This window comes from Thermococcus atlanticus (assembly GCF_054657855.1).
The window spans coordinates 1,028,246-1,048,802 of record NZ_BAAHXX010000001.1 but is presented as its reverse complement, the minus strand read 5'-3'; the positions used below and the strand labels follow the sequence as shown (position 1 = coordinate 1,048,802).

Annotated in this window: 16 protein-coding genes; 10 read left to right on the top strand and 6 right to left on the bottom strand. The window is 51.3% G+C overall.

The features are described 5' to 3' along the window. Positions 1–27: 27 nt before the first annotated feature. Positions 28–4,080 (bottom strand): MMPL family transporter, encoded by a 4,053-nt coding sequence (locus ACYQ27_RS05550; protein ID WP_460041205.1) that lies wholly within the window; start codon positions 4,078–4,080, stop codon positions 28–30. Between the two features lie 113 nt (positions 4,081–4,193). On the opposite strand from ACYQ27_RS05550, the gene ACYQ27_RS05545 reads away from it, so the two are divergent. The 6 genes from ACYQ27_RS05545 to ACYQ27_RS05520 all read left to right on the top strand — a co-directional run bounded on the left by ACYQ27_RS05545 (position 4,194) and on the right by ACYQ27_RS05520 (position 9,788). Further along, entirely contained in the window at positions 4,194–4,670 is a 477-nt protein-coding gene (locus ACYQ27_RS05545) for a helix-turn-helix transcriptional regulator (RefSeq protein WP_456396916.1), read from the top strand. Positions 4,671–4,845: 175 nt separating this feature from the next. Further along, positions 4,846–5,256, top strand: a complete 411-nt coding sequence (locus ACYQ27_RS05540; protein ID WP_456396914.1) for an ArsR/SmtB family transcription factor — start codon at positions 4,846–4,848, stop codon at positions 5,254–5,256. Then, the gene (locus ACYQ27_RS05535; RefSeq protein ID WP_456453683.1) at positions 5,253–6,554 is read left to right on the top strand and encodes a hypothetical protein; all 1,302 of its coding nucleotides are present in this window, start codon (positions 5,253–5,255) and stop codon (positions 6,552–6,554) included. The genes ACYQ27_RS05540 and ACYQ27_RS05535 overlap by 4 nt, the downstream gene beginning before the upstream one ends. Before the next feature lie 21 nt (positions 6,555–6,575). Beyond that, on the top strand, positions 6,576–7,229 hold the full coding sequence (locus ACYQ27_RS05530; protein WP_456396910.1) for a DUF4097 family beta strand repeat-containing protein: 654 nt from the start codon (positions 6,576–6,578) through the stop codon (positions 7,227–7,229). A 64-nt stretch (positions 7,230–7,293) separates the two neighbouring features. After that, positions 7,294–8,541 (top strand): MFS transporter, encoded by a 1,248-nt coding sequence (locus ACYQ27_RS05525; protein ID WP_460041204.1) that lies wholly within the window; start codon positions 7,294–7,296, stop codon positions 8,539–8,541. Next, a complete protein-coding gene (locus tag ACYQ27_RS05520) occupies positions 8,538–9,788 on the top strand; it encodes an MFS transporter (RefSeq protein ID WP_460041203.1) in 1,251 nt (416 codons plus the stop codon). Before ACYQ27_RS05525 ends, ACYQ27_RS05520 begins: the two co-directional genes overlap by 4 nt. Here ACYQ27_RS05520 and ACYQ27_RS05515 read toward each other — a convergent pair. Then, positions 9,781–10,296, bottom strand: a complete 516-nt coding sequence (locus ACYQ27_RS05515) for a cob(I)yrinic acid a,c-diamide adenosyltransferase (protein WP_460041202.1) — start codon at positions 10,294–10,296, stop codon at positions 9,781–9,783. The genes ACYQ27_RS05520 and ACYQ27_RS05515 overlap by 8 nt on opposite strands. A 122-nt stretch (positions 10,297–10,418) precedes the next feature. Between ACYQ27_RS05515 and ACYQ27_RS05510 the strand changes: the two genes are divergently transcribed. The 4 genes from ACYQ27_RS05510 to ACYQ27_RS05495 all read left to right on the top strand — a co-directional run bounded on the left by ACYQ27_RS05510 (position 10,419) and on the right by ACYQ27_RS05495 (position 18,026). Then, positions 10,419–12,428 carry a DUF4350 domain-containing protein gene (locus ACYQ27_RS05510; RefSeq protein WP_460041201.1) on the top strand — a complete coding sequence of 670 codons (2,010 nt, stop codon included), beginning with the start codon at positions 10,419–10,421 and terminating at the stop codon, positions 12,426–12,428. 246 nt (positions 12,429–12,674) lie between these two features. Then, positions 12,675–14,093, top strand: coding sequence for a TldD/PmbA family protein (locus tag ACYQ27_RS05505; RefSeq protein WP_460041200.1), 1,419 nt, complete (start codon positions 12,675–12,677; stop codon positions 14,091–14,093). A 4-nt stretch (positions 14,094–14,097) separates the two neighbouring features. Beyond that, positions 14,098–15,420, top strand: a complete 1,323-nt coding sequence (locus ACYQ27_RS05500) for a TldD/PmbA family protein (protein ID WP_460041199.1) — start codon at positions 14,098–14,100, stop codon at positions 15,418–15,420. Positions 15,421–15,614: 194 nt separating this feature from the next. Continuing rightward, positions 15,615–18,026, top strand: a complete 2,412-nt coding sequence (locus tag ACYQ27_RS05495; RefSeq protein ID WP_460041198.1) for a plasma-membrane proton-efflux P-type ATPase — start codon at positions 15,615–15,617, stop codon at positions 18,024–18,026. Positions 18,027–18,033: 7 nt separating this feature from the next. Here the strand turns inward: ACYQ27_RS05495 and ACYQ27_RS05490 are convergent, their stop codons facing one another. The 4 genes from ACYQ27_RS05490 to ACYQ27_RS05475 all read right to left on the bottom strand — a co-directional run bounded on the left by ACYQ27_RS05490 (position 18,034) and on the right by ACYQ27_RS05475 (position 20,531). Continuing rightward, positions 18,034–18,501 (bottom strand): COG2426 family protein, encoded by a 468-nt coding sequence (locus ACYQ27_RS05490; protein WP_460041197.1) that lies wholly within the window; start codon positions 18,499–18,501, stop codon positions 18,034–18,036. Beyond that, positions 18,494–19,126, bottom strand: coding sequence for a phosphatase PAP2 family protein (locus tag ACYQ27_RS05485; RefSeq protein WP_460041196.1), 633 nt, complete (start codon positions 19,124–19,126; stop codon positions 18,494–18,496). Before ACYQ27_RS05485 ends, ACYQ27_RS05490 begins: the two co-directional genes overlap by 8 nt. 147 nt (positions 19,127–19,273) lie before the next feature. After that, positions 19,274–19,849 (bottom strand): ASCH domain-containing protein, encoded by a 576-nt coding sequence (locus ACYQ27_RS05480; RefSeq protein WP_460041195.1) that lies wholly within the window; start codon positions 19,847–19,849, stop codon positions 19,274–19,276. Further along, a complete protein-coding gene (locus ACYQ27_RS05475; RefSeq protein ID WP_460041194.1) occupies positions 19,812–20,531 on the bottom strand; it encodes a TIGR02253 family HAD-type hydrolase in 720 nt (239 codons plus the stop codon). Before ACYQ27_RS05475 ends, ACYQ27_RS05480 begins: the two co-directional genes overlap by 38 nt. Positions 20,532–20,557 lie beyond the last annotated feature (26 nt).

Below are 20,557 nucleotides of genomic sequence, written 5' to 3'. Positions count from 1 at the left end.
CAAAAAAGATAGGAGGAATTAGAGGGCTCAATCATTCTTCCTGTGCAGAGGCCACCATGCTTTCTCCCCAAAGAGACTCATCATAGCCGGACCGAGGAAGTAAACTGCAAGCGTCGCTGTTATCAAAACCCCCGCCGCTAATGCAAAGCCTATCTCCCTCGTACCCCATGTGGAGCTCGTTATCAGGGCACCGTAGGTTGTAGCAAGCACTGCAGCGAGGCCTATGACAACGAGATCCATGCTCCCGGCTGCCACGGTAAGCGCTTCCTTTGCATCCCTGCGTTCAAACTCGTCCCTCGCCTTAACGAGATAGAAGCTGTTGTAATCTATACCCACCCCCATCAGTACTATGAAAACCATTAGCGGCAGAAACCACATTATAGGTTCACCGAAGACCTTCTGAAAGAGCCAGTTGGAGAGCCAGATGCTCAGCATAACTCCAATTCCTATTGTACTCATTGTAGAAACAACCGCAGGCAGGCCACGAAGTGTTGGCAGGAGTGACAGGAACATCAGTACCAGAGCTACCGGGAATATCCTGTGCCAGAAGATATTGTTGATAAGATTGCTGAGGTCGAGATCTAAAGCGGCACCTCCTCCAACCATTCCTTTGACTATCTTACCATTCTTCTCATAGCTCCTGAGGAGATTTCTGATATCCCTAACCATCCGATGTGCCTGGGGTGTTGTTGCCCGGTACTCACTTACGACCTGGATGAGCACCATCCTGCCGTCACTTGAGACATACCTGTCTCCGCCGATGGATTTGAGGGCTTTGAGATTATCAGTGTTTATTGGCTTTCCGTAGGGTTGTGTTACTGTATAAACATATTTAACCCCTTTGATTCCCTCGATATCTCTTACGAGTCCGTTTATTTTGCCAAGATCCCCACTGCCAAGCCTGTGATTGAACTCAATGAGAACGTATGTTGAGCCCATAACGTCGACACCGAGCTTCTCTTCGCTGAGCTTCAGAAAGCCGTATGTCTCACTGTCTTTGGGTATGAAAAGCTTAATGTCGTGGGTTCCGTTGAAATGGGCAAAGCTATAAACTGCCGGTGTCAGGACTATCAGGGATATCAACAGCACAGCTTTAGCATGCTTGACCGACCATGCCGCTATCCTGCTTTTTTTGTGAACGTCCATCCCCTCAATATGCTTTATGTGCCTTGGCCACCAGAAGATTCTCCTGTTGCCTATAAGAGCAGTGATTGCCGGAATGAATGTCAGTGATGCTATGAGGACCACAATGACTGCTACCGGGGCTATTACACCCATCTGCCTGAATATCGGGAACTCCCAAGCAAGGATGAAGCTCGCAAAGGCTATAATATCAGTCGATGCACTCGCCAAGACAGCATCTTTTGCTCTCTTAAGCGCTTCACTCACCGCTTTTTCGTGTTCATAACCTTCCGCTAGATATTCCTTAAATCTGTGGAGATAATAGGTCGAGTAATCTATACCGAGGCCAAGAGCGGTAGTTATCGTTATCATCTGAGCCCAGCTTCCCACACTTACAATGTTTCCCCTTGCGAGCAGATACAGAATTCCAAGGGCTGTAAGCGTTGCCGTTGCGACCCCTGTAAACGGCAGGAGCGTCGCGAGCAAAGCGACCCCGAGTATTACGAGAAGCACTATTAACGCACCAATAACGCTGAACCTTGTGGTTTTTACATTGTCCTCTTTGCCATAGTGTATCATTTCATAAGTCTGAACTGGCGTTCCGCTTATGTGTGCTTTTGCCTCCGGGAAATACCTGCGCATCTCTTTCAGGAGAACCTCCTTCGCCTTGAGTGTGTTTTCATACTGAAATTTTGCTTGCTTCTCAAGATCCGTGACGTTCCTCAGGCTCCTTGGAATCATCATGATGAGCATCGTCGTATTGTCAGGGCTCTTCAGCATGCTGATATAACTCTTGGCGAGACTGTAGATGGACGGGTAAACCTGCTCCTCTATAGGCCTGACATTTCCTCCCGTTATCCTGCCCGGGTCATCCCTAAACTTGAATGCTACCTCAACGAGCTGGGTCGTGTTCACTCTAATGGGAACTCCGAGATTTATCTCCTTCACGAACTTTTCGACGAGCTTTGCGGTTTTTTCCTTGACGAGAGTTTCAATCTCCGAATCACTCATCGGATAGTCCCCGGCAACGGTTAGTATTATCCCCCTGAGAGCCTCCTTAACATCCTCGGGAGCAGTTACGTTGGCGAGCTTCTCGTTTACTCCCTCCTCAAAGAGGCTGTATGCTATCTCTTTCGAGCTTTTTCCAGCATAAAGGCCCTCAACCACCTTTCCGAGGTCGATTGGAGCGGTTCCTGTTAAGTTTGTGATTATTCCCTTGATGGCATCCTTAACGCCAATACCCTTGGCCAGCTCCTCCGGGTTCTTGAGGACAATGCTTACTACCGTCTCGGCGACCTTCTCGCTTCCGATCTCCCCGGCGGTCTTCTGGATTAAGAGTTCTCTTGCAATAGGCTCGACATTCCTGTTGGAGTCGTAAACCTGACTTATAACGCTTTCCGGGAGTTCAATGCCTCTCTCCCTGATTAGTCCTGCAAGGAGTGAAACGGTGGCCTTTTTCAGGGTCTTCGGGTTCTTGGCAAGAACCCCGGTTGCGTTGGGGTCAAAGCTCACCACAGTTTTCGATATCTGCTCAGCCAAGGCCTTCTGTCCGGCAGGGAGTCTCTCCTTTAATGCGTTTGCGAGTAGAGTAACCTCAAGTTCCCTAGTCGGGGCGTGGAGGAGCACCTCAAATATTTCGTCTGCGTTTGGTGTTTCCATTAGAGGACTGCCAGCCATCAGGACATTGGCAACTTGAATGGTCGCGTTTTCAACTGCCAAGACACTCGGATTCCTTCCGAGACTTACCGAGACGTTCACAATGTATGCGAGACTTCTTGCTGGAATGCGGCCAACGCCCGGAACCTCAAAACTCCTCCCGGCATTCTCCATGATGCTAGGGAGATTGTTAAGGGCATCGTATGCTATTTCTCCGACGGGCTTGGCCGCGTTCTTGCCGAGGTTGATTAGAGCATAGTCGCTTCCGGTTTTACCGTCGAATGCCACGACGCCCTGGTAAAAGGCAATGGAGTAAGCCTCTGCGAGCTGCTTATCCATCGGCTCACCGACCTGACCCAGAATCATTTCCTTAGTAACGTTGGCTAGGAAAGCATCGGTTATCGCCGTTGAGCCGTATGCTGAATAAGCTGGGTAGGTGGCATTGTAAACCGCATAAATGAGCTCGATGGGAACTCCAAGCTGAGTAGCTATCGTCTGCGCTGTTACCCCATCAATGCCCCCTTCATAGGCTCCGGCCTGGACGAGTGCACCGTAGGCTCCTATAGCTCCGAGATATGTCTTAGCGTAGTTATCGCTGAGGTTGTAGAGGCCAGCATTGAGGCCAGCTATCGTTGAGTTCAGTGCCTTTAACTGCTCGCTCGCTCCCGTGAGGTTCTTGTGAAGCTCGACGTAAGCTAAGTCCGTCTCGTTCAGGGCCCGTCTAAGGGCGAGGCTCTGGTTGTAGAGAACGCTCAGGTTGGCCTCAAGCGCGAGGTAAGCCCCTGCAATCTCGGGAAGGGTTTCGTTGAGGGTCTTGACCTGCTTGCTGAGGTTCTCAATCTGCAGAAAGGTCATCCTATAAGCGTTGCTCGCGTTAATAGCTGCAGAATAGAAGATTCCCGTTAGATTGGCGGTCATCTTAGTGAGGTTGAGCGCTATGCTGTACGACTCATTCTGAAGCATGTCCATCGCATCGTAATAGCTCGTAAAGTTGCTTCCGTAAGCTTTCGCTTCAGTCTTAAACTGCTCATAGGCTTTCCTTGCCTCAGGACTGTTGACCTTGATGTCGGTGAGGAGTATATACGTCATGTTATCGTTCTGGGAGAATGAGCTGAAATATTTACTCATGTTGTTCTGGACTTCAATAGATTCAACGTGCTTTGGCATGAACTGCTCCATGCTGTAGTTGGTGACACTGCTAAGCTTGACAGCAAGGGGAGTTGCAAGAATAATAACAACCACCCAAAGAACAACAACGAGCTTTGCATGTCTGGCGATCCACTCATTCCATGACATGAGCATCACCTATGACTTTTTTAGACACTATTATTTTTGACATGTCAATATTCGACATGTCATCAAGAAAAGCATTTATAAAGGTTTTGGTACTGAATTAAATATAACGGTGAGGCATCATGGAAAATGAAGTTGAGCGCAGAATAGTTAAGGGACTCTTCACGGTTCCTCTCAAGAATATAATACTGGTAATTGTCGGTCTAAAAGGGGAGACCCATGGTTACGAGATTCTTAAAGAGCTCGAAAAGTTCACGATTGGTATCTGGAAACCCAGTCACAGTAACCTTTATACACTTCTGAACAAGATGGTGGAGAATGGTCTTCTTGAGCCCAGGGAGGAATACCGCGGAAAGGTGCGTCGTGTAAAGTACAAGCTAACCGAGAAAGGGTGGGAATATCTCAGAACATCAAATGATCTCGCATTGAGAACCCTATACACCGCCATAAGCTATCACGAGAGGCTGAAGAAAAGACTCGAGGAGATGGGAGAAAGAAGAATGAAACCGGAAACCATCAGAGAATACCTAGAGCTCCTCAAAAGCATTAGGGATATTCTTGATGAGGAAATTAAGACAATAGAATCGGAATTATCCTGAACTGGCTATTCTGGTTATTTATCCCCAATTTCCACTTCTTAAGTTTCTAATGCTCCAGAGCCCTCCATGTCCCATTATAAATCCATCCTATATATCCACCGATAAGTTTTTATATACCAAACACCCCAGTTAAGTACAGAAAAATGTACTACAAAAATCTGTACCTGGTGGTACCATGGAAAAAGATCTGAAGGCTCAGCTTGAGGAGCTGAAAAAACGTCTGGAGGTGTTGGAGGAGAGCATTGATCCGGTGGATGAGGTGATGCTCTCCATAAAGATGCGCCTCAGGAAGAAGCTCGAAGCCGGGAGCCTGGAGCTGGATGAGGTTAAAGCCGCAAGGATACTGAAGAGTCTGGCCAATCCGGACAGGATACGGATTCTCAACATGCTCGGAAATAAATCCATGACGTTCAAGGAGATAAAGGAGGCCCTCGGGGTTGAAAGCCCCACCGTTTCACATCACCTGAAGCTCCTGAAGAAGACCGGGATGGTGAGGAGTGCCGAAGGTTATGAGATTACCGAAAACGGGCGTTTGCTTTTGCGTCTGCTCGAAATAATAACTGCCCTCGGGGAGGTGGAAGAATGAGCTTTGTATGGAAATACGGGATTGTTGAGGAGGAAAGCTGGAGATTTAGAGCTGCTGAGTACCTCAAAGGAATCACCGCACTCATGCTGATCCTCTGGCTGTTCAGAGGGCCGCTGAAACTTGAGAAATACAGCGAATACCTGGTTTATGCAATAATCGGCCTTATATTCGCCTTCGAACTGCTGAGCGTCGGCAGGTGGTTCGGTGTCACGCTGAGCGGAATAATATTTGCGCTTGCCAAGGGCTCCTTCTGGACGTCTCTGCTCCTGTTTTTCGGGAAATGGCTCAAAATGTCCGGAAGTCTGAGCCAGCATGCTGGAACGGCCTTTGCATATGCCGTTGTCCTGGCGATAGCTGGGATTCTGCTGGCAAAATTCGACGAGAAGAAGCTGGATATAAAGGTGGAAAAGAAGGCCTACGAGTTCAGCGGGGCGGATTTTGGTGATGTCAAGCTGAGAGGGAGCGGAAAGGCATATCCCGTTAAGTTTGGAAGGAAGAGTATCGGCTGGGTTATAGACGGTGATGTGTCGGTTGAGGCCGAGACCCCGCTCGGCAGGGTTACCAAGAGGCTCCTGACACCGGTCGCAGTCTGGACAGGAGAAAGGATAGGAGGAAAAAAGACCTCTCCGGATCCGGGCTTTGTGGCGAGGGTGAACGGGCTTGTTAACCCTGAGAGGCTTTACAGGGGCAGGAAGAAGAGCAGCGTAATTGACCTCGGATTCCTGAAGGTCTATGAAGGGGAGGGCTTTGAGTATGTCAAGCTCCCATTCATAGAGGTCATAGAAACGCCGGGCGGCGAGGAGGTCAGGGTCGGGCCGATACACATACGTGAGGGCAAGCCATCGATACCCAGGGGAGAGATGCTCACGATTAGGGAGCTCACCAACGGCTTCCAGCTGACGAAGGTCGGGGACAGATTGAGGATTCAGACCGATGAGTACTCCATCGAGGTTGATGGGGAGAGGGTAATTTACAGGAGCGGAAACGAGAGCCTCAGCCTCGGGGAGACGGTTTCACTTCGTTCAGGGGACGTTTCAGTAACGGTTGGAAGGGGAAGGGCAAAGATACGCATAGAGGACGTCGTAATCTCCGCCCGTGAAGGCAGGGTGAAGATAAGGGCGGGCGGCAGGACATACGCCGTTGAAGAGCCCGAAGCTTACAGACTGGTCATCAGCAAGGCCAAGGAGATCGTGGAGGAGCAGAGTGCCGAGCTTATAGAGGGATTCGGGATAGACAGAACACGGCTCAGCAGGCGCGTTAAGGAACTCCTCGATGAGCTGATGAAATATCTTGGGTGAAAACCGCGGGGAGGGTTCGAGATGATATTTGAAAACGTCAGGGAGATATGGATAAACGCTGTCAACGGGACTGTTCGGCTTGAGGCTTGGGATGAGGACCACACCAGCGTTAGCTACACAATCCACGGTGAGGTGGAGGTGGAAATCCACCAGGAGGGAAGCAGGCTGGTAATAAATGAAAAGCAGAGGAAAAGGTTCGGCCTCTTTGGCGGAAGAAAAGGATGGGCGGAGATTGAGGTAAAAACCCCCGGAAACACCATTATCAAGGCAAAGAACGTCAACGGAGAGCTTTACGCCAGGGGACTGAGATTTCAGGAGGCCATAACGGTCAACGGGGAAATCGAGCTGGACAGTTGCGAGGCTGAACTTTTGACCTCGGTAAATGGCACGATTAAAGCGAGGCTCGCCCTCGCCGGCCCCCTCACAGCCTCCACGGTCAACGGCGAGCTGGAGCTGGACATTGAAGAGCTTGATGATAACATCCAGGTGAGCACTGTAAACGGTGATATAAGGCTCCGCCTGACGGACTTCTGCGATGCCAAAATAACCACAAAAAAGGTGAATGGAGACGTGGAGCTGGTCGGCATTAACCCTGAAGAGCCCGTTATCGGAGCCGGGACGTATGACGTCAGGGTGAGCACTGTAAACGGTGATGTGAGGGTGGAGCTGGTCTAAGTTTTTGTTTAATTCCTTGGTCACATAATTAGGTAATTATGCGAGAATATGGGGGTTAGTCAGGATGCTCAAGGATTTAAGAGAGCTGGGCAGAAATTTCTGGCTTTATACGGTTGGCAGATGGATATCACAGGCCGGCTGGGTGGTTCAGGACGTTGCGGTTCCGCTCTACGTGCTCGACAGGACAGGAAGCGGAGCCATGATGAGCGTCTTCGTGATGGCGGAGCTGATTCCGAGGCTGCTGATAAACCCAATAGCCGGGGTGATAGGAGACCGCTACGACAGGAAGAAGCTCATGTATGGGCTGGACATAGCGAGGGGAGTCCTGCTGTTTGCGGTCATAGCCTTCAACCTGCTGGACATCAGAAGCCTGCTCGTAATACAGGTGCTCATGAGCGTCATGGGGGCTTTCTTCTCGGCCGGAATAAGCGGCATGTTCCCTGATCTGGTCAGGAAGAACCAGCTCGCTCAGGCAAACTCCGTACTTCAGAGCGGCGGGCAGGTGATAAGAATACTCGGGCCCATACTCGGCGGCGTCATCTATGCCTTCGGAGGGATAAGGCTTGCCATACTCATCAACGCTGTGAGCTTCTTCGGCTCGGGGCTCTTTGAGGTGCTGATTGAATACCGCAGAGAGACGAGGAAGCTTTCCAGTCTCAGTGAGGTGTGGGAGGATATGCTGGAGGGATTCAGGTTCATAAGGGCTTCAAGGAGTCTGCTCGTGCTCGTTAGCTTTGCAATAATCCTCAACACTCTCCTGAACCCTGTCTTTGCGGTGATACTGCCCTACCTCTCAAGGGTGACTCTGCGCCTCTCATCGGTTCAGTTCGGCAGCATCGAAACAGCGGCAACGCTCGGGGCCTTAGCGGGAAACGTCCTCATTGCCGGAAAGCTGAAAGAAAGTTCCGAAAAGCTGCTATTCAAAGCCCTCTTCGGACAGCTTGCGGTCATGCTGCTCCTTGCTCCCGTTGCCCATCCGGCATTCAGGAGGGTGGCATACCCCATGCTCATTGCCATCTTCGTGGCCTTTGGAGTCTTCAACACCCTGGTCAACATACCGATCTTCGCCAAGCTCCAGAAGGCCGTGCCGGATGAGGTGCGCTCAAGGTTCTTTTCGGCCTTTGAGACGATGATAATGGCGACGACGCCGCTCGGGATGGCGGTGGCGGGCCCGCTCCTCGATGCCGTAGAGATGCCTCTCCTCATCGCTGCACTTGTGGCCATCAGCCTGCTCGTGACGGCATACTACTACATAAACTTCAGGGAGAGCGTTATGAACATAGATTCCGAGATCATGGAGGTGGTTGCTTGAGCCTCAACAGGAACTTCTGGCTGTTCGCAGCAGGGAGATTTATAAGCCAGCTCGGCTGGGCGGTGCAGGAGGTTGCCCTACCGCTTTACGTTCTTGACAAGACCCACAGCGGCTCGATGATGACGCTCTTCGTCCTGGCCGACGTGGTTCCCTCGCTGATAATAATGCCATTCGCCGGCGTTATCGGAGACCGCTACAACAGGAAGAGGCTGATGGTGTGGTTCGATATCCTCCGCGGTATCCTGCTCTTCGGTGTGATAGCCTTCGACCTCCTTGGAATCTACCAGCTCCTGGCGGTTCAGGTGATAATGGCGGTCATGGGAACGTTCTTCGGGGCCGCTACGAGTGCCATGTTTCCAGACCTCGTTGAGCCCGATGAGCTTGAGAGAGCAAACTCCACCGTCAGCTCCTTTTCCATAATAGCCCGCCTTATCGGCCCTGCCCTTGGAGGTCTCATCTACGCCTTCGGCGGAATAAAGATGGCCATCATGATAAACGCCCTCAGCTTCTTCGGCTCGGGACTCTTTGAGGCCCTCATCAGATACAGGTGGGAGACGAGAAAGATAGAAAGCATGGGGGAGGTGATAACCGACCTCAGAGAGGGGCTCTCTTTCCTACGTTCAAGCGGCTATCTGATGATGCTCATGGGCTTCGCCCTCTTCATGAACGCCGTCGGTCAGCCCTTCGGAGCTGTGATAATGCCCTACGCCTTCAGGGAGGTTCTGAAGTTCACGAGCAGGCAGTTCGGCCTTTTGGAGAGCTTCTTCATGGGAGGCATGCTCCTCGGGAACATAGTCGTAGCCATCAAACTCGGCAGAAAAGCAGGAAGATACTTCTTTAAGGCACTGGCGTTTAACGGTGCAATGATACTGGTATTCATATGGGTGATTTCACCGCAAGCAAAGCTGTCCAGAGATGCGGCCTTCCTGACATTAGCGGCTGTCGGGGTGCTCTGGGGGGTGAGCAATGCGGTGGTGAATATTCCCCTCCAGGCAAAAATCCAGCGTGCCATCCCGACGGAGCTGAGGAGCAGGGTTTTCTCCGCCCTCACACTGCTCGTCAACATCTCCTCCCCTCTGGGGCTCGCTGCCGTTGGCCCTCTAATAGACCGCTACTCCGCATGGTCGGTTTCACTTGCCATATGGTTCATCCAGGGCGGTGTGATACTCTACTACTACGTCAGGCACAGGGCGGTTCTGCTCTCGGAGCAGGAACATATCGAGGAAAATGCAGGGAGGGCTATTTGACCTCCCTCAGCCTCCCCTCCCTCTTCTCCACAGCCCTCGCCATGATGAAGAGCAGGTCGCTCAGACGGTTGAGGTAGACGAGTGTGTTTTTTCCAAAGCCGTAGTCGAGGACGAGCCTTGCAACAGCCCTTTCGGCCCTCCTCGCCACCGCCCTGCAGATGTCGAGCTTTGCACTCGCCGGAGTTGAGCCGGGGAGGACGAAAACCTTCAGCCGGACTTCCTCCTCGTATTCATGGATGAGCCCCTCAAGCCACCCAACTTCCTCCCCGCCGATTTTGGAGTATTCACCCCTGCTCGCCAGCTCCGCCATTAGGTCGTAGAGCTGGATCTGAATTTTCTCAAGGATTTCCGCCATCTCCTCCGGGACGTAGTGTTTGGCATCGCCGAGGAAGCTGTCCAGCTCGTCTATCGTTCCGTTGGCCTCCATAATCGGTGAGAATTTCGCCACCCTGTCACCCGTGAAGAGACCGGTCATGCCCCTATCTCCCGTCTTGGTTGTTATTCTCATGCAACCACCCCTCACAGTGGGAATTTGAGGTTTATGAAAATATCCTTTCACTATGGGTGATATATCCTGTACAATGGAAAAGAATTTATACTTAAATTTCCATCTAAAAATCTGGTGGTTCCATGAAGCGGTTAGCGCTGTTTTTGATTGCGGTTATGGTGCTGAGCGCAATTCCACTGACAGGAATTCCGGGAGCTGCTGCCAACGGCCAGACATACCCCGAGAAAACTACCTCGCTGCTGCCAGTAGCAGATGCATACAGCTATTATTACAAGGGCACCTCCTTCTCGTGGAAGAATTATCACTCTTATTACGACAAACGGGAACTGGCCATCGGAAATTCGAGCTACTACAGCAGAGAGAGGACTTATCTAAAATTCAACCTCTCGGAGATACCTCCTGCGGCGGAGATTTCATCAGCACAGGTATGTGTATATGTAGCGTATATAAAGTACCTCAGCACTCCCATGGAAGTCGGGGTTTACAACACTACAGATGCTTGGACCGAAGACAGCACCCCCTCCCCCGTACCCCAGCCGGGGGAGCTGCTGGATACAAAAACCCTTGCAAAGGGATGGGTCTGCTGGGATGTTACCTCCTATATCCAGAATGAGTTCTACAGCGGGGATAAAATCGCCAGCATGATTCTGAAACTCGTCACCGAAGACTTCTATAACTATGCATGGATATACTCAAAGGAGAACCCATCTGACCAGCCGTATCTTAAGGTCACCTACTACATTCCGATAAGCATAAAAGACCTTCAGGTACCCAGCAGGGCAATCCAGAACTACGACAACAAGATAAAGGTCGTTCTTGAAAACGGAGGAAAAGCCGCTCAGAACGTCACATTCCTGCTCTACATCGACGGAAAAGCAAAAATAAACGAAACCATCGAGCTCCCCGCTGGAGGAGAAAAAGCCGTGGAATACATATGGCAGCCGCAGACAACGGGAATGCACGAGATTAAGGCCGAGATTGAGGGGTACGACTTCAAGTCAAAGGAGGTCGAGGTCATACCTCACCCCGATAAGATAGCCAGAATCATGTCCACATACTACCTCGGCATGTACATGAGGGAGTGGAAGAGCTTAAATCCGCTCTATAAGAACTTTACCGGGCTTCTCGAAAAGATCAGGCAGTACAACATAAGCATGGGCGAGTTTGAGTCCGAGATTCTCAGCGTCGAAGGACAGCTGCAGCTTGTAAAGCAGGAATACCAGAAATACATAAGCCTCAAAAGGTACTCAGAAGCAACGGGCTCCACATCCCTCTCATTCGCTGCAATGAGGCACATAAGGCGGGCAGCATTCCTGAGCAGGGGGATTAAAGATAAACTCGAACACCTCCTCCCGCTGATGCAGACGGCGGTTAAACAGGCCGAAAGCGGGCAGACAGGGGTCACCATCAGGGTTACAAAAGTCCTCATTGATGCCTCCCACGGCCAGTACTACAGCCCGACAAAGAGCGACAGCAACGGGATGAGCACGCTCATCGGAAAGATTGAAAACGACCTCGGCTGGAAGGTCGACATAAACACAGAGCCCATCACATATGAAAAGCTGAAGAACTACAACATTCTAATCATAACGAACCCGAGCAGGGACATAACCGACGATGAAGCCCAGGCCATACAGAAATTCGTCGAAAACGGAGGCGGCCTCTTCATCCTCGGTGAGAGCTACTATGGTAATGTCTATTACAAGAGCCTGAACAAAGTGGTGGGCAAATACGGAATTGAGTTCAGGAACGACGAGCTCATGGATGACGAGAAGAACACGGGCAGGCCGTGGTTCCCGCTCGTGGGCATATACAACCTCGACCACCCGGCAATGAAATTCCTCAACGAGACGCATGAGATGCTGTACAACGGCGACACCCTGGACATAAGCGGCGGTGCTGTCTGGCTGATTACAGGCTACGAAACCGCCTATGCCGAGGACAAGGACAAGAATGTTGTCAAAGAGAAGGGTTCAAAGCCTGTTGTGGCCGCTGCCGTGGAGGCTGGCGACGGGAGAATAGTTGCCTACGGCTCAAGCAAGGCCATAAGCGACGCGTACTACCAGAGATACATAAACACCAACTGGCCGTTTGTCAAGGGTGTTCTCCTCTGGCTCGCTCATGAGGGCTGATCTTTTTGTTTCTTATTTCTTGCTAATTCCCATGTTTTGGGTTGTGCATTTTGTTTGCTTGAATGTCCCCCATGTGAGCACTCTCCCAAAAATGAATTCCCTCAATATTTGATGGGAGCCAGAGTTTATTTATTCCTCCGGCATATATGCGAAAGTATTCTGCCCCATATTTCGATGTCCATCGAAGCGAAAAGATTTTATATTTAGCGGGGCAACTATTCCATGCATTGATCAGAGGTGATGTGCATGCATGAACTTGTTGAGTTTGCGGTGGAAAAGGGGCAGGAGCTCGGCGCTTCCTATGCGGAGGCAAGGTTCGAGGAGAAGAACGGAACTTCCTTAGCCATGAAAAACGGCAGCCCCGAGGGACTTGGAATTCTTGCGGACAGGGGTATAGGCATCAGGGTTCTCGTGAACGGAGGGATGGGTTTCTCATCCACGAATGTGCTCACAAAGGAGAGCGTTTTTGAAGCGGTTAAGCGGGCGGTAAAGCTTGCAAAGGCGGCATCGAAGGTCAGGAACAGGCCCGTGGAGTTCAGCGAGGAGAGCTTCCATGAGGTCTTCTATGAGGTGAGGATGAGGAAGGACTTCAGGGATGTGAGCGCGGAGGAGAAGATGGAGTACCTCAGGAGGATTGAGGAGAGTGTTCTGGGCTCTGGGATAAGCGTGCCCATGCGCTTCCTGAGATACGGGGACTTCATGTGGCACAAAATCTTCATGAACAGCGAGGGTGCGGTGGTCGAGAGCCTCATCCCGAGGGTTTCCATAACGTACAACCTCGTCGTTTTTGAGGAGGGGCAGATGGAGCAGGCTCCCTTTGTCCAGAGGGCTTTCTCGGGAGGGCTTGAGCTTATAGAAAAGGACGAACCGTGGGAAAGGGCACTCAATGACGTGAAGGCACTCCGGAGGCTCATAAAGGAGGGGAAGAAGCCGCCTGAGGGGAAGGTGGACATCGTCATAAGCCCCGAGGTGGCGGGAATAGCCGTCCACGAGAGCGTGGGGCATCCCTACGAGCTCGACAGGATAATGGGGCGCGAGGCTGCCCAGGCCGGGGAGAGCTTTGTAAAGCCCGACATGCTCGGCGAGAGGATAGGGAGCGATGCCGTCACGGTCATTGAAGACCCGACTATTCCGAACAGCTGGGGCTTCTACCTCTACGATGATGAGGGCGTTAAAGCCAGACCGCGCTATTTGATAAGGGAGGGCATCATAAACGAGTTCCTCATGAACCGTGAATACGCGGCATATCTCGGAACGAAGTCAAACGCCTCTGCGAGGGCTATAAACTACAACCGCGAGCCCATAGTGAGGATGGCAAACACCTATCTGGCTCCGGGCGATTACTCCTTCGAGGAGCTGATTGAGGATGTAAAGCTCGGCGTCTACATGGTCTCCTTCAACGAGTGGAACATAGATGACCGCAGGTATCAGCAGAGATACATCGGAAGGGAGGCTTATCTCATCGAGAACGGCGAGATAAAGCACCCTGTGAGGAAGCCAATTCTTGAGATAACCACGAAGGGGCTGTGGAGCAGCGTTGATGCCGTTGGCAGGGAGGTCGAGATGTTCCCGGGAACCTGTGGAAAGGGCGAACCCGGTCAGGGAGTTCCCGTATGGATGGGGGGAGCACCAGCAAGGTTGAGAGAGGTTGTTCTCAGGAGGTGATGGGATGTTCGAGGTCAATGAACTCATATTGAAGAAGGCGGAGGAGCTCGGCTTCGGCGATGTCGTGGTTCTGAGCCATGAGGAGAGCAGGAGGCAGGTGCGTTTTGCGAACAACGAGATAACCGTTGCGAAGAACTGGCATTCCAGAAAGGTGGAGCTCTTTGTTGAATACGGGAAGAGGATAGGCTCGACAACCCTCATGACATTTGATGGGGAGACCATTGAGAGGAGCCTTAAGGCGCTTTTAGCAAGCGTTAAGAGCCTCTCACCCAAGGAGGACTACTACGGAATAGCCGAGGGGCCCTTTAAGTACAGGGACATCCCCGAGACCTTTGACAGGAGGATAGTCGAGCTCGACGAGCCGAACGAATACGTGGAGCGGGCGATAAATGCTGCCCTTGAGGAGGGGGCCAAGCGTGTAGCCGGTGTTCTCTACACTGACCATAACAGGCTCTATCTGAGCACGAGCAACGGCGTGGAGGCTTATGATGAAGGGACGGGAGTGGAGATAAGCGTAAGGGCATTCATAGGGGACGAGGAGAGCGGGCACGGGACGAGCTCCTCAAGGGTGCTGGACAGGTTTAACCCAGAGAGCGCGGGAAGAAAAGCTGGTGAAATAGCGAAGCTTGCCGTTAATCCCGTTCAGGGCAAAGCCGGGACATATGACGTTATCTTCGACCCCCTGGCATTTGCAAATCTCATGAGCTACATGAGCTTCATGGCATCAGCCTTTGCGGTTGAGGCGGGCTTCAGCTTCATGGTGGGCAAGCTCGGGCAGAGGATTGCAGGGGAGGGCGTTACGATAAGGGACATTGGCAACATGCCAAACGCCTACGGCACGAGGAAGTTCGACGACGAGGGCGTCCCAACGAGGGAGACCACAATAATCGAGAAAGGAGAGCTCAAAACGTATCTCCTCAACACCAGCATGGCGAGGAAGTACAAGAGGGAGACCACGGCGAATGCGGGCCTTATAATGCCGAGGGCATGGAACATCTACGTAACGCCAGGCGATCACTCAAAGGAGGAGCTCTTTGAGGAGGTCAGGCACGGCATATACATCACCAACGTGTGGTATACGAGGTTCCAGAACTATGTTAAAGGGGACTTCTCAACGATTCCGAGGGACGGGGCGTTTCTCATTGAAAAGGGCGAGCTTAGGCCCATAAGGAACATAAGGGTTAGCGACAACATGCAGCACATCCTCGAAGGCATAGCCGCACTGGGGAGGGAGCTCTATCAGATTCACTGGTGGGAGGTTAGCACCCCCGTTTTCACGCCCTATGTGCTCGTGAAGGATGTGGGGATAACGAGGGCTACGAAGTGACATGCCTCTTTCAATCTTTTATCAAAGTTTTCGGGATATATGGAAAGATTATGCGGGTTTGTATTTGTCATATTTCCAATACATTTCTGCATTTTTCATAGAACAGCCGTGAAACGGAAGTGATCACTGACATTTTTATGATTGTAACAAAATTCGTATATATTTCTCAAACATTATTTATCTAAGGGGTTGAGATGGTTGCCGAAAAAGATTACAAGCGTATGAGTGTTGATGATGTTCTGAAAGAACTTAAAACCTCAAACAAAGGTCTCTCCTCAGAGGAAGCCAGAAAAAGGCTGGAGGTTTATGGCCCCAATGAAATCCCGGAGAAGAAGGTAAATCCCATAATAAAGTTCCTCTCATACTTCTGGGGCCCAATACCCTGGATGATAGAGATAGCGGCGGTTCTCTCTGCCATAGTTAGACACTGGGCGGATTTCTGGATTATAATGATTCTCCTGGCCATGAACGGCATAGTGGGCTTCTGGGAGGAACACAAGGCGGAAAACGTTATTGAGTTCCTGAAGCAGAAGATGGCGCTGAAGGCAAGGGTTCTCAGAGATGGTGAATGGAAGATTATCCCGGCCAGAGAGCTTGTCCCCGGGGACATAATACGTCTCAGAATGGGCGACATAGTCCCGGCGGATGTGAAGCTAATTGATGGAGATTATCTGATGATAGACGAATCCGCGCTGACGGGAGAATCCCTGCCGGTGGACAAAAAGATAGGGGACATTGCCTTTTCAGGCTCCCTCGTTAAAAAAGGAGAGATGACAGCTGTGGTTACAGGGACGGGCATGAACACCTATTTCGGAAAGACGGTTCAGCTCGTTGAAAGCGCCAAGACCGTGAGCTCCTTCCAGAAGATGGTCATAAAAGTGGGGGACTACCTGATAATCATCTCCCTGATTCTCGTCTCCATCGTTTTTCTTGTCGCAATACACCGCCACGAGAGCCTGGTGGAGGCCATGAGGTTCAGCCTTGTGCTGATGGTCGCCGCAATTCCGGCAGCAATGCCAGCGGTTCTGTCAATAACGATGGCGATAGGGGCCCTGAATCTGGCCAAAAGACAGGCTGTCGTCACGAAACTCGTTTCCATTGAGGAGCTTGCGGGGGTTGATGTCCTGTGCTCCGATAAAACCGGAACCCTGACAAAGAATGAACTGACAGTTGGTGACCCGGTTCCCTTCAACGGTTACACCGAAGCGGATGTGGTTCTCTACGGGGCCCTGGCGAGCAGGGAGGAGGATAAGGATCCAATCGACCTGGCCATAATCAATGCCCTGGAGAGATTCGGGCTGAAGGATGCCGTGAAAAAATTCCGCCAGATTAAATTCAGGCCTTTTGACCCTGTTATAAAGCGCACCGAGGCTGATATTGTAAACGAGGAAAGGTTCAGGGTTGCCAAGGGTGCCCCGCAGGTCATCCTTGATATATGTGACGTTCCGGATGACGTCAGGGAAAGAGCGACAGAGAAGGTCAATGAGCTGGCTGATGAAGGCTACAGGGCCCTGGGGGTTGCGAGAACAAGAAACAGAAAATGGGATTTTGTCGGAATAATACCCCTCTTTGATCCTCCCAGGGACGATGCTCCCAAGGCTGTAAAGGAGATAAGAAAGCTCGGGGTCAATGTAAAGATGGTAACGGGTGATCACATAGCAATAGCCAGGCACATAGCCAAAATCCTCGGATTGGGAACGAGAATAGTCTCCATGAGCCAGCTGCTCAAGGCAAAGAGGGACTCTGAAGTTGAAAGGCTTGCCGAGGAAGCGGATGGCTTCTCCGAGGTCTTTCCAGAACATAAGTTCAGGATTGTCGATGCCCTGCAGAGAGCTGGACACCTCGTGGCAATGACGGGTGATGGGGTAAACGATGCACCTGCCCTTAAGAAGGCAAACTGTGGCATAGCTGTTTCAGGGGCCACTGACGCCGCAAGAGCAGCGGCCGATGTCGTCCTGCTTCAGCCGGGCCTTTCCGTGATAGCCCATGCCATAGAGGAGGCGAGGAGAATATTCCAGCGGATGGAGAGCTATGTGATTTACAGGATAACCGAGACCATAAGGGTTCTGTTCTTCGTGACATTCGCAATTCTTGTCTTCAACTTCTACCCGATAACCGCCATCATGATCGTATTGCTGGCGCTCTTCAATGACGCACCCATACTCGCGATAGCATACGACAATGTGGTTACACCGAGAAAGCCGGTCAGATGGGACATGTATAAGGTTCTCGTGCTTTCAACGCTGCTCGGCTTTGTTGGCGTTGTGAGCTCCTTCCTGCTGTTTTACATAGCCGAGAGAATTCTTCTCCTGAGCAGGCCCGAGATACAGTCGTTTATCTTCCTCAAGCTCGCGGTTGCAGGGCATCTCACAATCTTCGTCACAAGGGCAAGGGGGCACCTCTGGCAGAAGCCGTATCCAAGCAAACTGCTCTTCTGGTCTGCAGTCATTACCAAGGCCCTGGCAACGCTTATAGTCGTCTATGGAATCTTTGTAACACCGATAGGCTGGAAGCTCGCTGGGCTGATATGGGTCTATGCAATAGCGTGGATGCTGGTGATAGATGAAGCGAAGGTCATCATCCTCAGGAGGATGGAGATTCTCTGATTTATTTTTATGATGCACCAAAGAGTCCCAGGCTCGGTACGAGCGTTATCGCCATGCTCAAAAGTCCGCCGAGAATCAGCGCAGGGACTGCGGTTTTCTTTTCAATTCCGAAGAGATAAGCTGCTAGGGCTCCGGTCCAGACACCTGTTCCGGGGAGAGGGATTGCGACAAATACCGTGAGCCCGAGGAAGCCCCATCTCTCCACGTATGGGTGTGCCTTTCTCCTCACGCGATTGATATAGTGGAGATAGAGGCGGGCTATCTTTCTCAGAAAAGTCCCCTCAAGCCAGAGCATCAGACCGTCTATATACGGCAGGAGGAGCGGGAGAATCAGGGACAGAAGGAGAACGCCGAGGGCCGCCACAAAAAGGGTTTCCCACAGCGGATATCCTCTGCCCATGCCGTAGACTATGGCGTATCTGCCCTCAAACGTCGGAACAAGCGAAAGCATGAATATTTCAGCAAAGCTATTCAATCCTGAGCACCCCCAGTTTTAATTTTTGCATGATGGAATTGTAGACCGGGAGCCAGAGGTCTTCTGTGGCCTCCACCAGCATAAGAACCCACGGGCCGAGGAGGAGACCGAAGAGCACATCGCTGAACCAGTGGACGTGGAGAAACAGGCGGGAAAGCGCAACCAGAATGGCATAAGCCCACCACAGGGGACGGTATTTGGGAAAGCGCTTTCCAAGGGAATAAGCCAGAATTGAAGCCCTCGTTGCGTGGCCTGACGGAAAGGCAAAGTAGTCCGCCTTCAGGAGTGCCCGCCGGAGGAAAGGCTCTCCGGGTCTCGGCACACCTAACAGCACCTTCAGAACGCCAACAACAACCATGCCAGCGAAAAGTGAGAGCACGAAGCGCAGCGTCCAGCGCTCCACCTTTCCGGTCTTTTTAATATCATAAAGAGCAAACATAAGTATGTAAATCACAAAAGCCGCAAAGCTGGCGGAATCCGTGATTAAACGCATCCAGATTGAGCTCAGGTAAGGAGTTAGAGCATAGAGACGTGTGTTTGGATACACAAACAGTCCCATGAACTCCGCAAGCAGCAACGTAATCAGCACGGCTGTAATTGAGAGCATTCTTTTTTCAGAGGGCATGGAGAAAGATGGCACGGTGGATAGATAAAGCTTTTCCCTCAGAGGCGCTGCTGGAATAATGGGGGAGTGTATAAGTGCAGAGTTGTACCTCAAAATAAACAGTGAAAAACCCCTCAAAGGGTTAAATCTTATCCTAACCGCACCCTTTCAGATGAGCCCGGCATCGTAAAGGCCGTGATATGCCTTGAGCAGAGCCTGCTGAACCCTCTTCGGCCCGAAGGTTCTAACGGCCCGCCCAAGTCCCTCGTTGTAAATCCTGCGCAGTATGAAGTCCGTTTCTCTGTTTAAGCTAACCTTCTCCCGATTTTCGAGGTAGAGACGGGCTATTTCCCCGGGTTCATGATAGTTCAGCCCCTTCAGCCACCTGAGGGGTATCCCGTCATCATACCTCCTCAACACCTCAAAACCGATTACCGTAACCTCATCGTCCCCGTAGAGATCGCCGTAGATTTTCCCTAGTTCCCTGAGGAGCTCCTTAATGTTTCTGAAGCCATCCCTCCTCGCATCCTCATCCGTTAGCTCACGAACCTTCTTCCTCTCAACCCCCGTGATTCTCACCTTCGCCACCGCCGTGTCGCTGGGCCGGATAACAAGATAAACCTCACTGCCGGGTCTGGCATCGTAGTCCCCGTATCTTATGGTGGTGACTTTATCGCCCCTCAGGATCCTCGACTTATATGAACCGTCAATCAGCATGAACTTCCTTATCTGCACCCTCACCATTCAGCACCTCTATGATTTCGGGGAGCTCCTTCAGGTCTTCGATTGTGAAATCTGCATATTTGAGATATTCCTTTTCCCTGTCGGCGTATTTCCCGTATTTAAACCAGACCGTGTGCATTCCCACCTGTTTGGCACCGTAGATATCCGAGTAAAGCCTGTCCCCAACCATAACGGCTTCATTGGCCTCAACACCGAACTTCCCTATGGCCTTGCGGAATATCTTCGGGTGGGGCTTCTTCACACCGACAAAATCCGATATGAGAACCTCGTCGAAGTAAGCATCAAGCTCAAGGCGCAGTATCTTCTCCCACTGCTTTATGGGATTTCCGTCGGTTATTATGCCCAGGAGAAGGCCCATCTCCTTCAGCTTCAGAAGGGTTCTCCTGACGTGTCTCACCTCCCTCAGGTATGCAAACTTGGTGTTGTGGTATGCTATGACCCCGGCGGCAACCCATTTGGGGTTGTAGGGAATGTCAAGCCTGCGCAGGAGATAATCAAAATGCCTGTTAAAGTTGCTCCCATACTCCCTTATCAGGTCAAGGAGCTCGCTGTATGCAGTATCAAAGTCAGCGGGCATGCCGTGACGTATCATATTCTCAATGGCGTTCTTCCTCGCCATTTCCGCCAGCCTTGAGGTGTCTGCAATTGTATCATCCAGGTCAAAAAACACAACCTTTATCATCTCTCCACCCCTAAAAGGTTGGTGCA

Bases quoted from the DNA above. Each gene is read 5' to 3' on its own strand.
- ACYQ27_RS05550 (WP_460041205.1), bottom strand. From the start codon at position 4,080: ATGCTCATGTCATGGAATGAGTGGATCGCCAGACATGCAAAGCTCGTT.
- ACYQ27_RS05545 (WP_456396916.1), top strand. From the start codon at position 4,194: ATGGAAAATGAAGTTGAGCGCAGAATAGTTAAGGGACTCTTCACGGTT.
- ACYQ27_RS05540 (WP_456396914.1), top strand. From the start codon at position 4,846: ATGGAAAAAGATCTGAAGGCTCAGCTTGAGGAGCTGAAAAAACGTCTG.
- ACYQ27_RS05535 (WP_456453683.1), top strand. From the start codon at position 5,253: ATGAGCTTTGTATGGAAATACGGGATTGTTGAGGAGGAAAGCTGGAGA.
- ACYQ27_RS05530 (WP_456396910.1), top strand. From the start codon at position 6,576: ATGATATTTGAAAACGTCAGGGAGATATGGATAAACGCTGTCAACGGG.
- ACYQ27_RS05525 (WP_460041204.1), top strand. From the start codon at position 7,294: ATGCTCAAGGATTTAAGAGAGCTGGGCAGAAATTTCTGGCTTTATACG.
- ACYQ27_RS05515 (WP_460041202.1), bottom strand. From the start codon at position 10,296: ATGAGAATAACAACCAAGACGGGAGATAGGGGCATGACCGGTCTCTTC.
- ACYQ27_RS05510 (WP_460041201.1), top strand. From the start codon at position 10,419: ATGAAGCGGTTAGCGCTGTTTTTGATTGCGGTTATGGTGCTGAGCGCA.
- ACYQ27_RS05505 (WP_460041200.1), top strand. From the start codon at position 12,675: ATGCATGAACTTGTTGAGTTTGCGGTGGAAAAGGGGCAGGAGCTCGGC.
- ACYQ27_RS05500 (WP_460041199.1), top strand. From the start codon at position 14,098: ATGTTCGAGGTCAATGAACTCATATTGAAGAAGGCGGAGGAGCTCGGC.
- ACYQ27_RS05495 (WP_460041198.1), top strand. From the start codon at position 15,615: ATGGTTGCCGAAAAAGATTACAAGCGTATGAGTGTTGATGATGTTCTG.
- ACYQ27_RS05485 (WP_460041196.1), bottom strand. From the start codon at position 19,126: ATGCCCTCTGAAAAAAGAATGCTCTCAATTACAGCCGTGCTGATTACG.
- ACYQ27_RS05480 (WP_460041195.1), bottom strand. From the start codon at position 19,849: ATGGTGAGGGTGCAGATAAGGAAGTTCATGCTGATTGACGGTTCATAT.
- ACYQ27_RS05475 (WP_460041194.1), bottom strand. From the start codon at position 20,531: ATGATAAAGGTTGTGTTTTTTGACCTGGATGATACAATTGCAGACACC.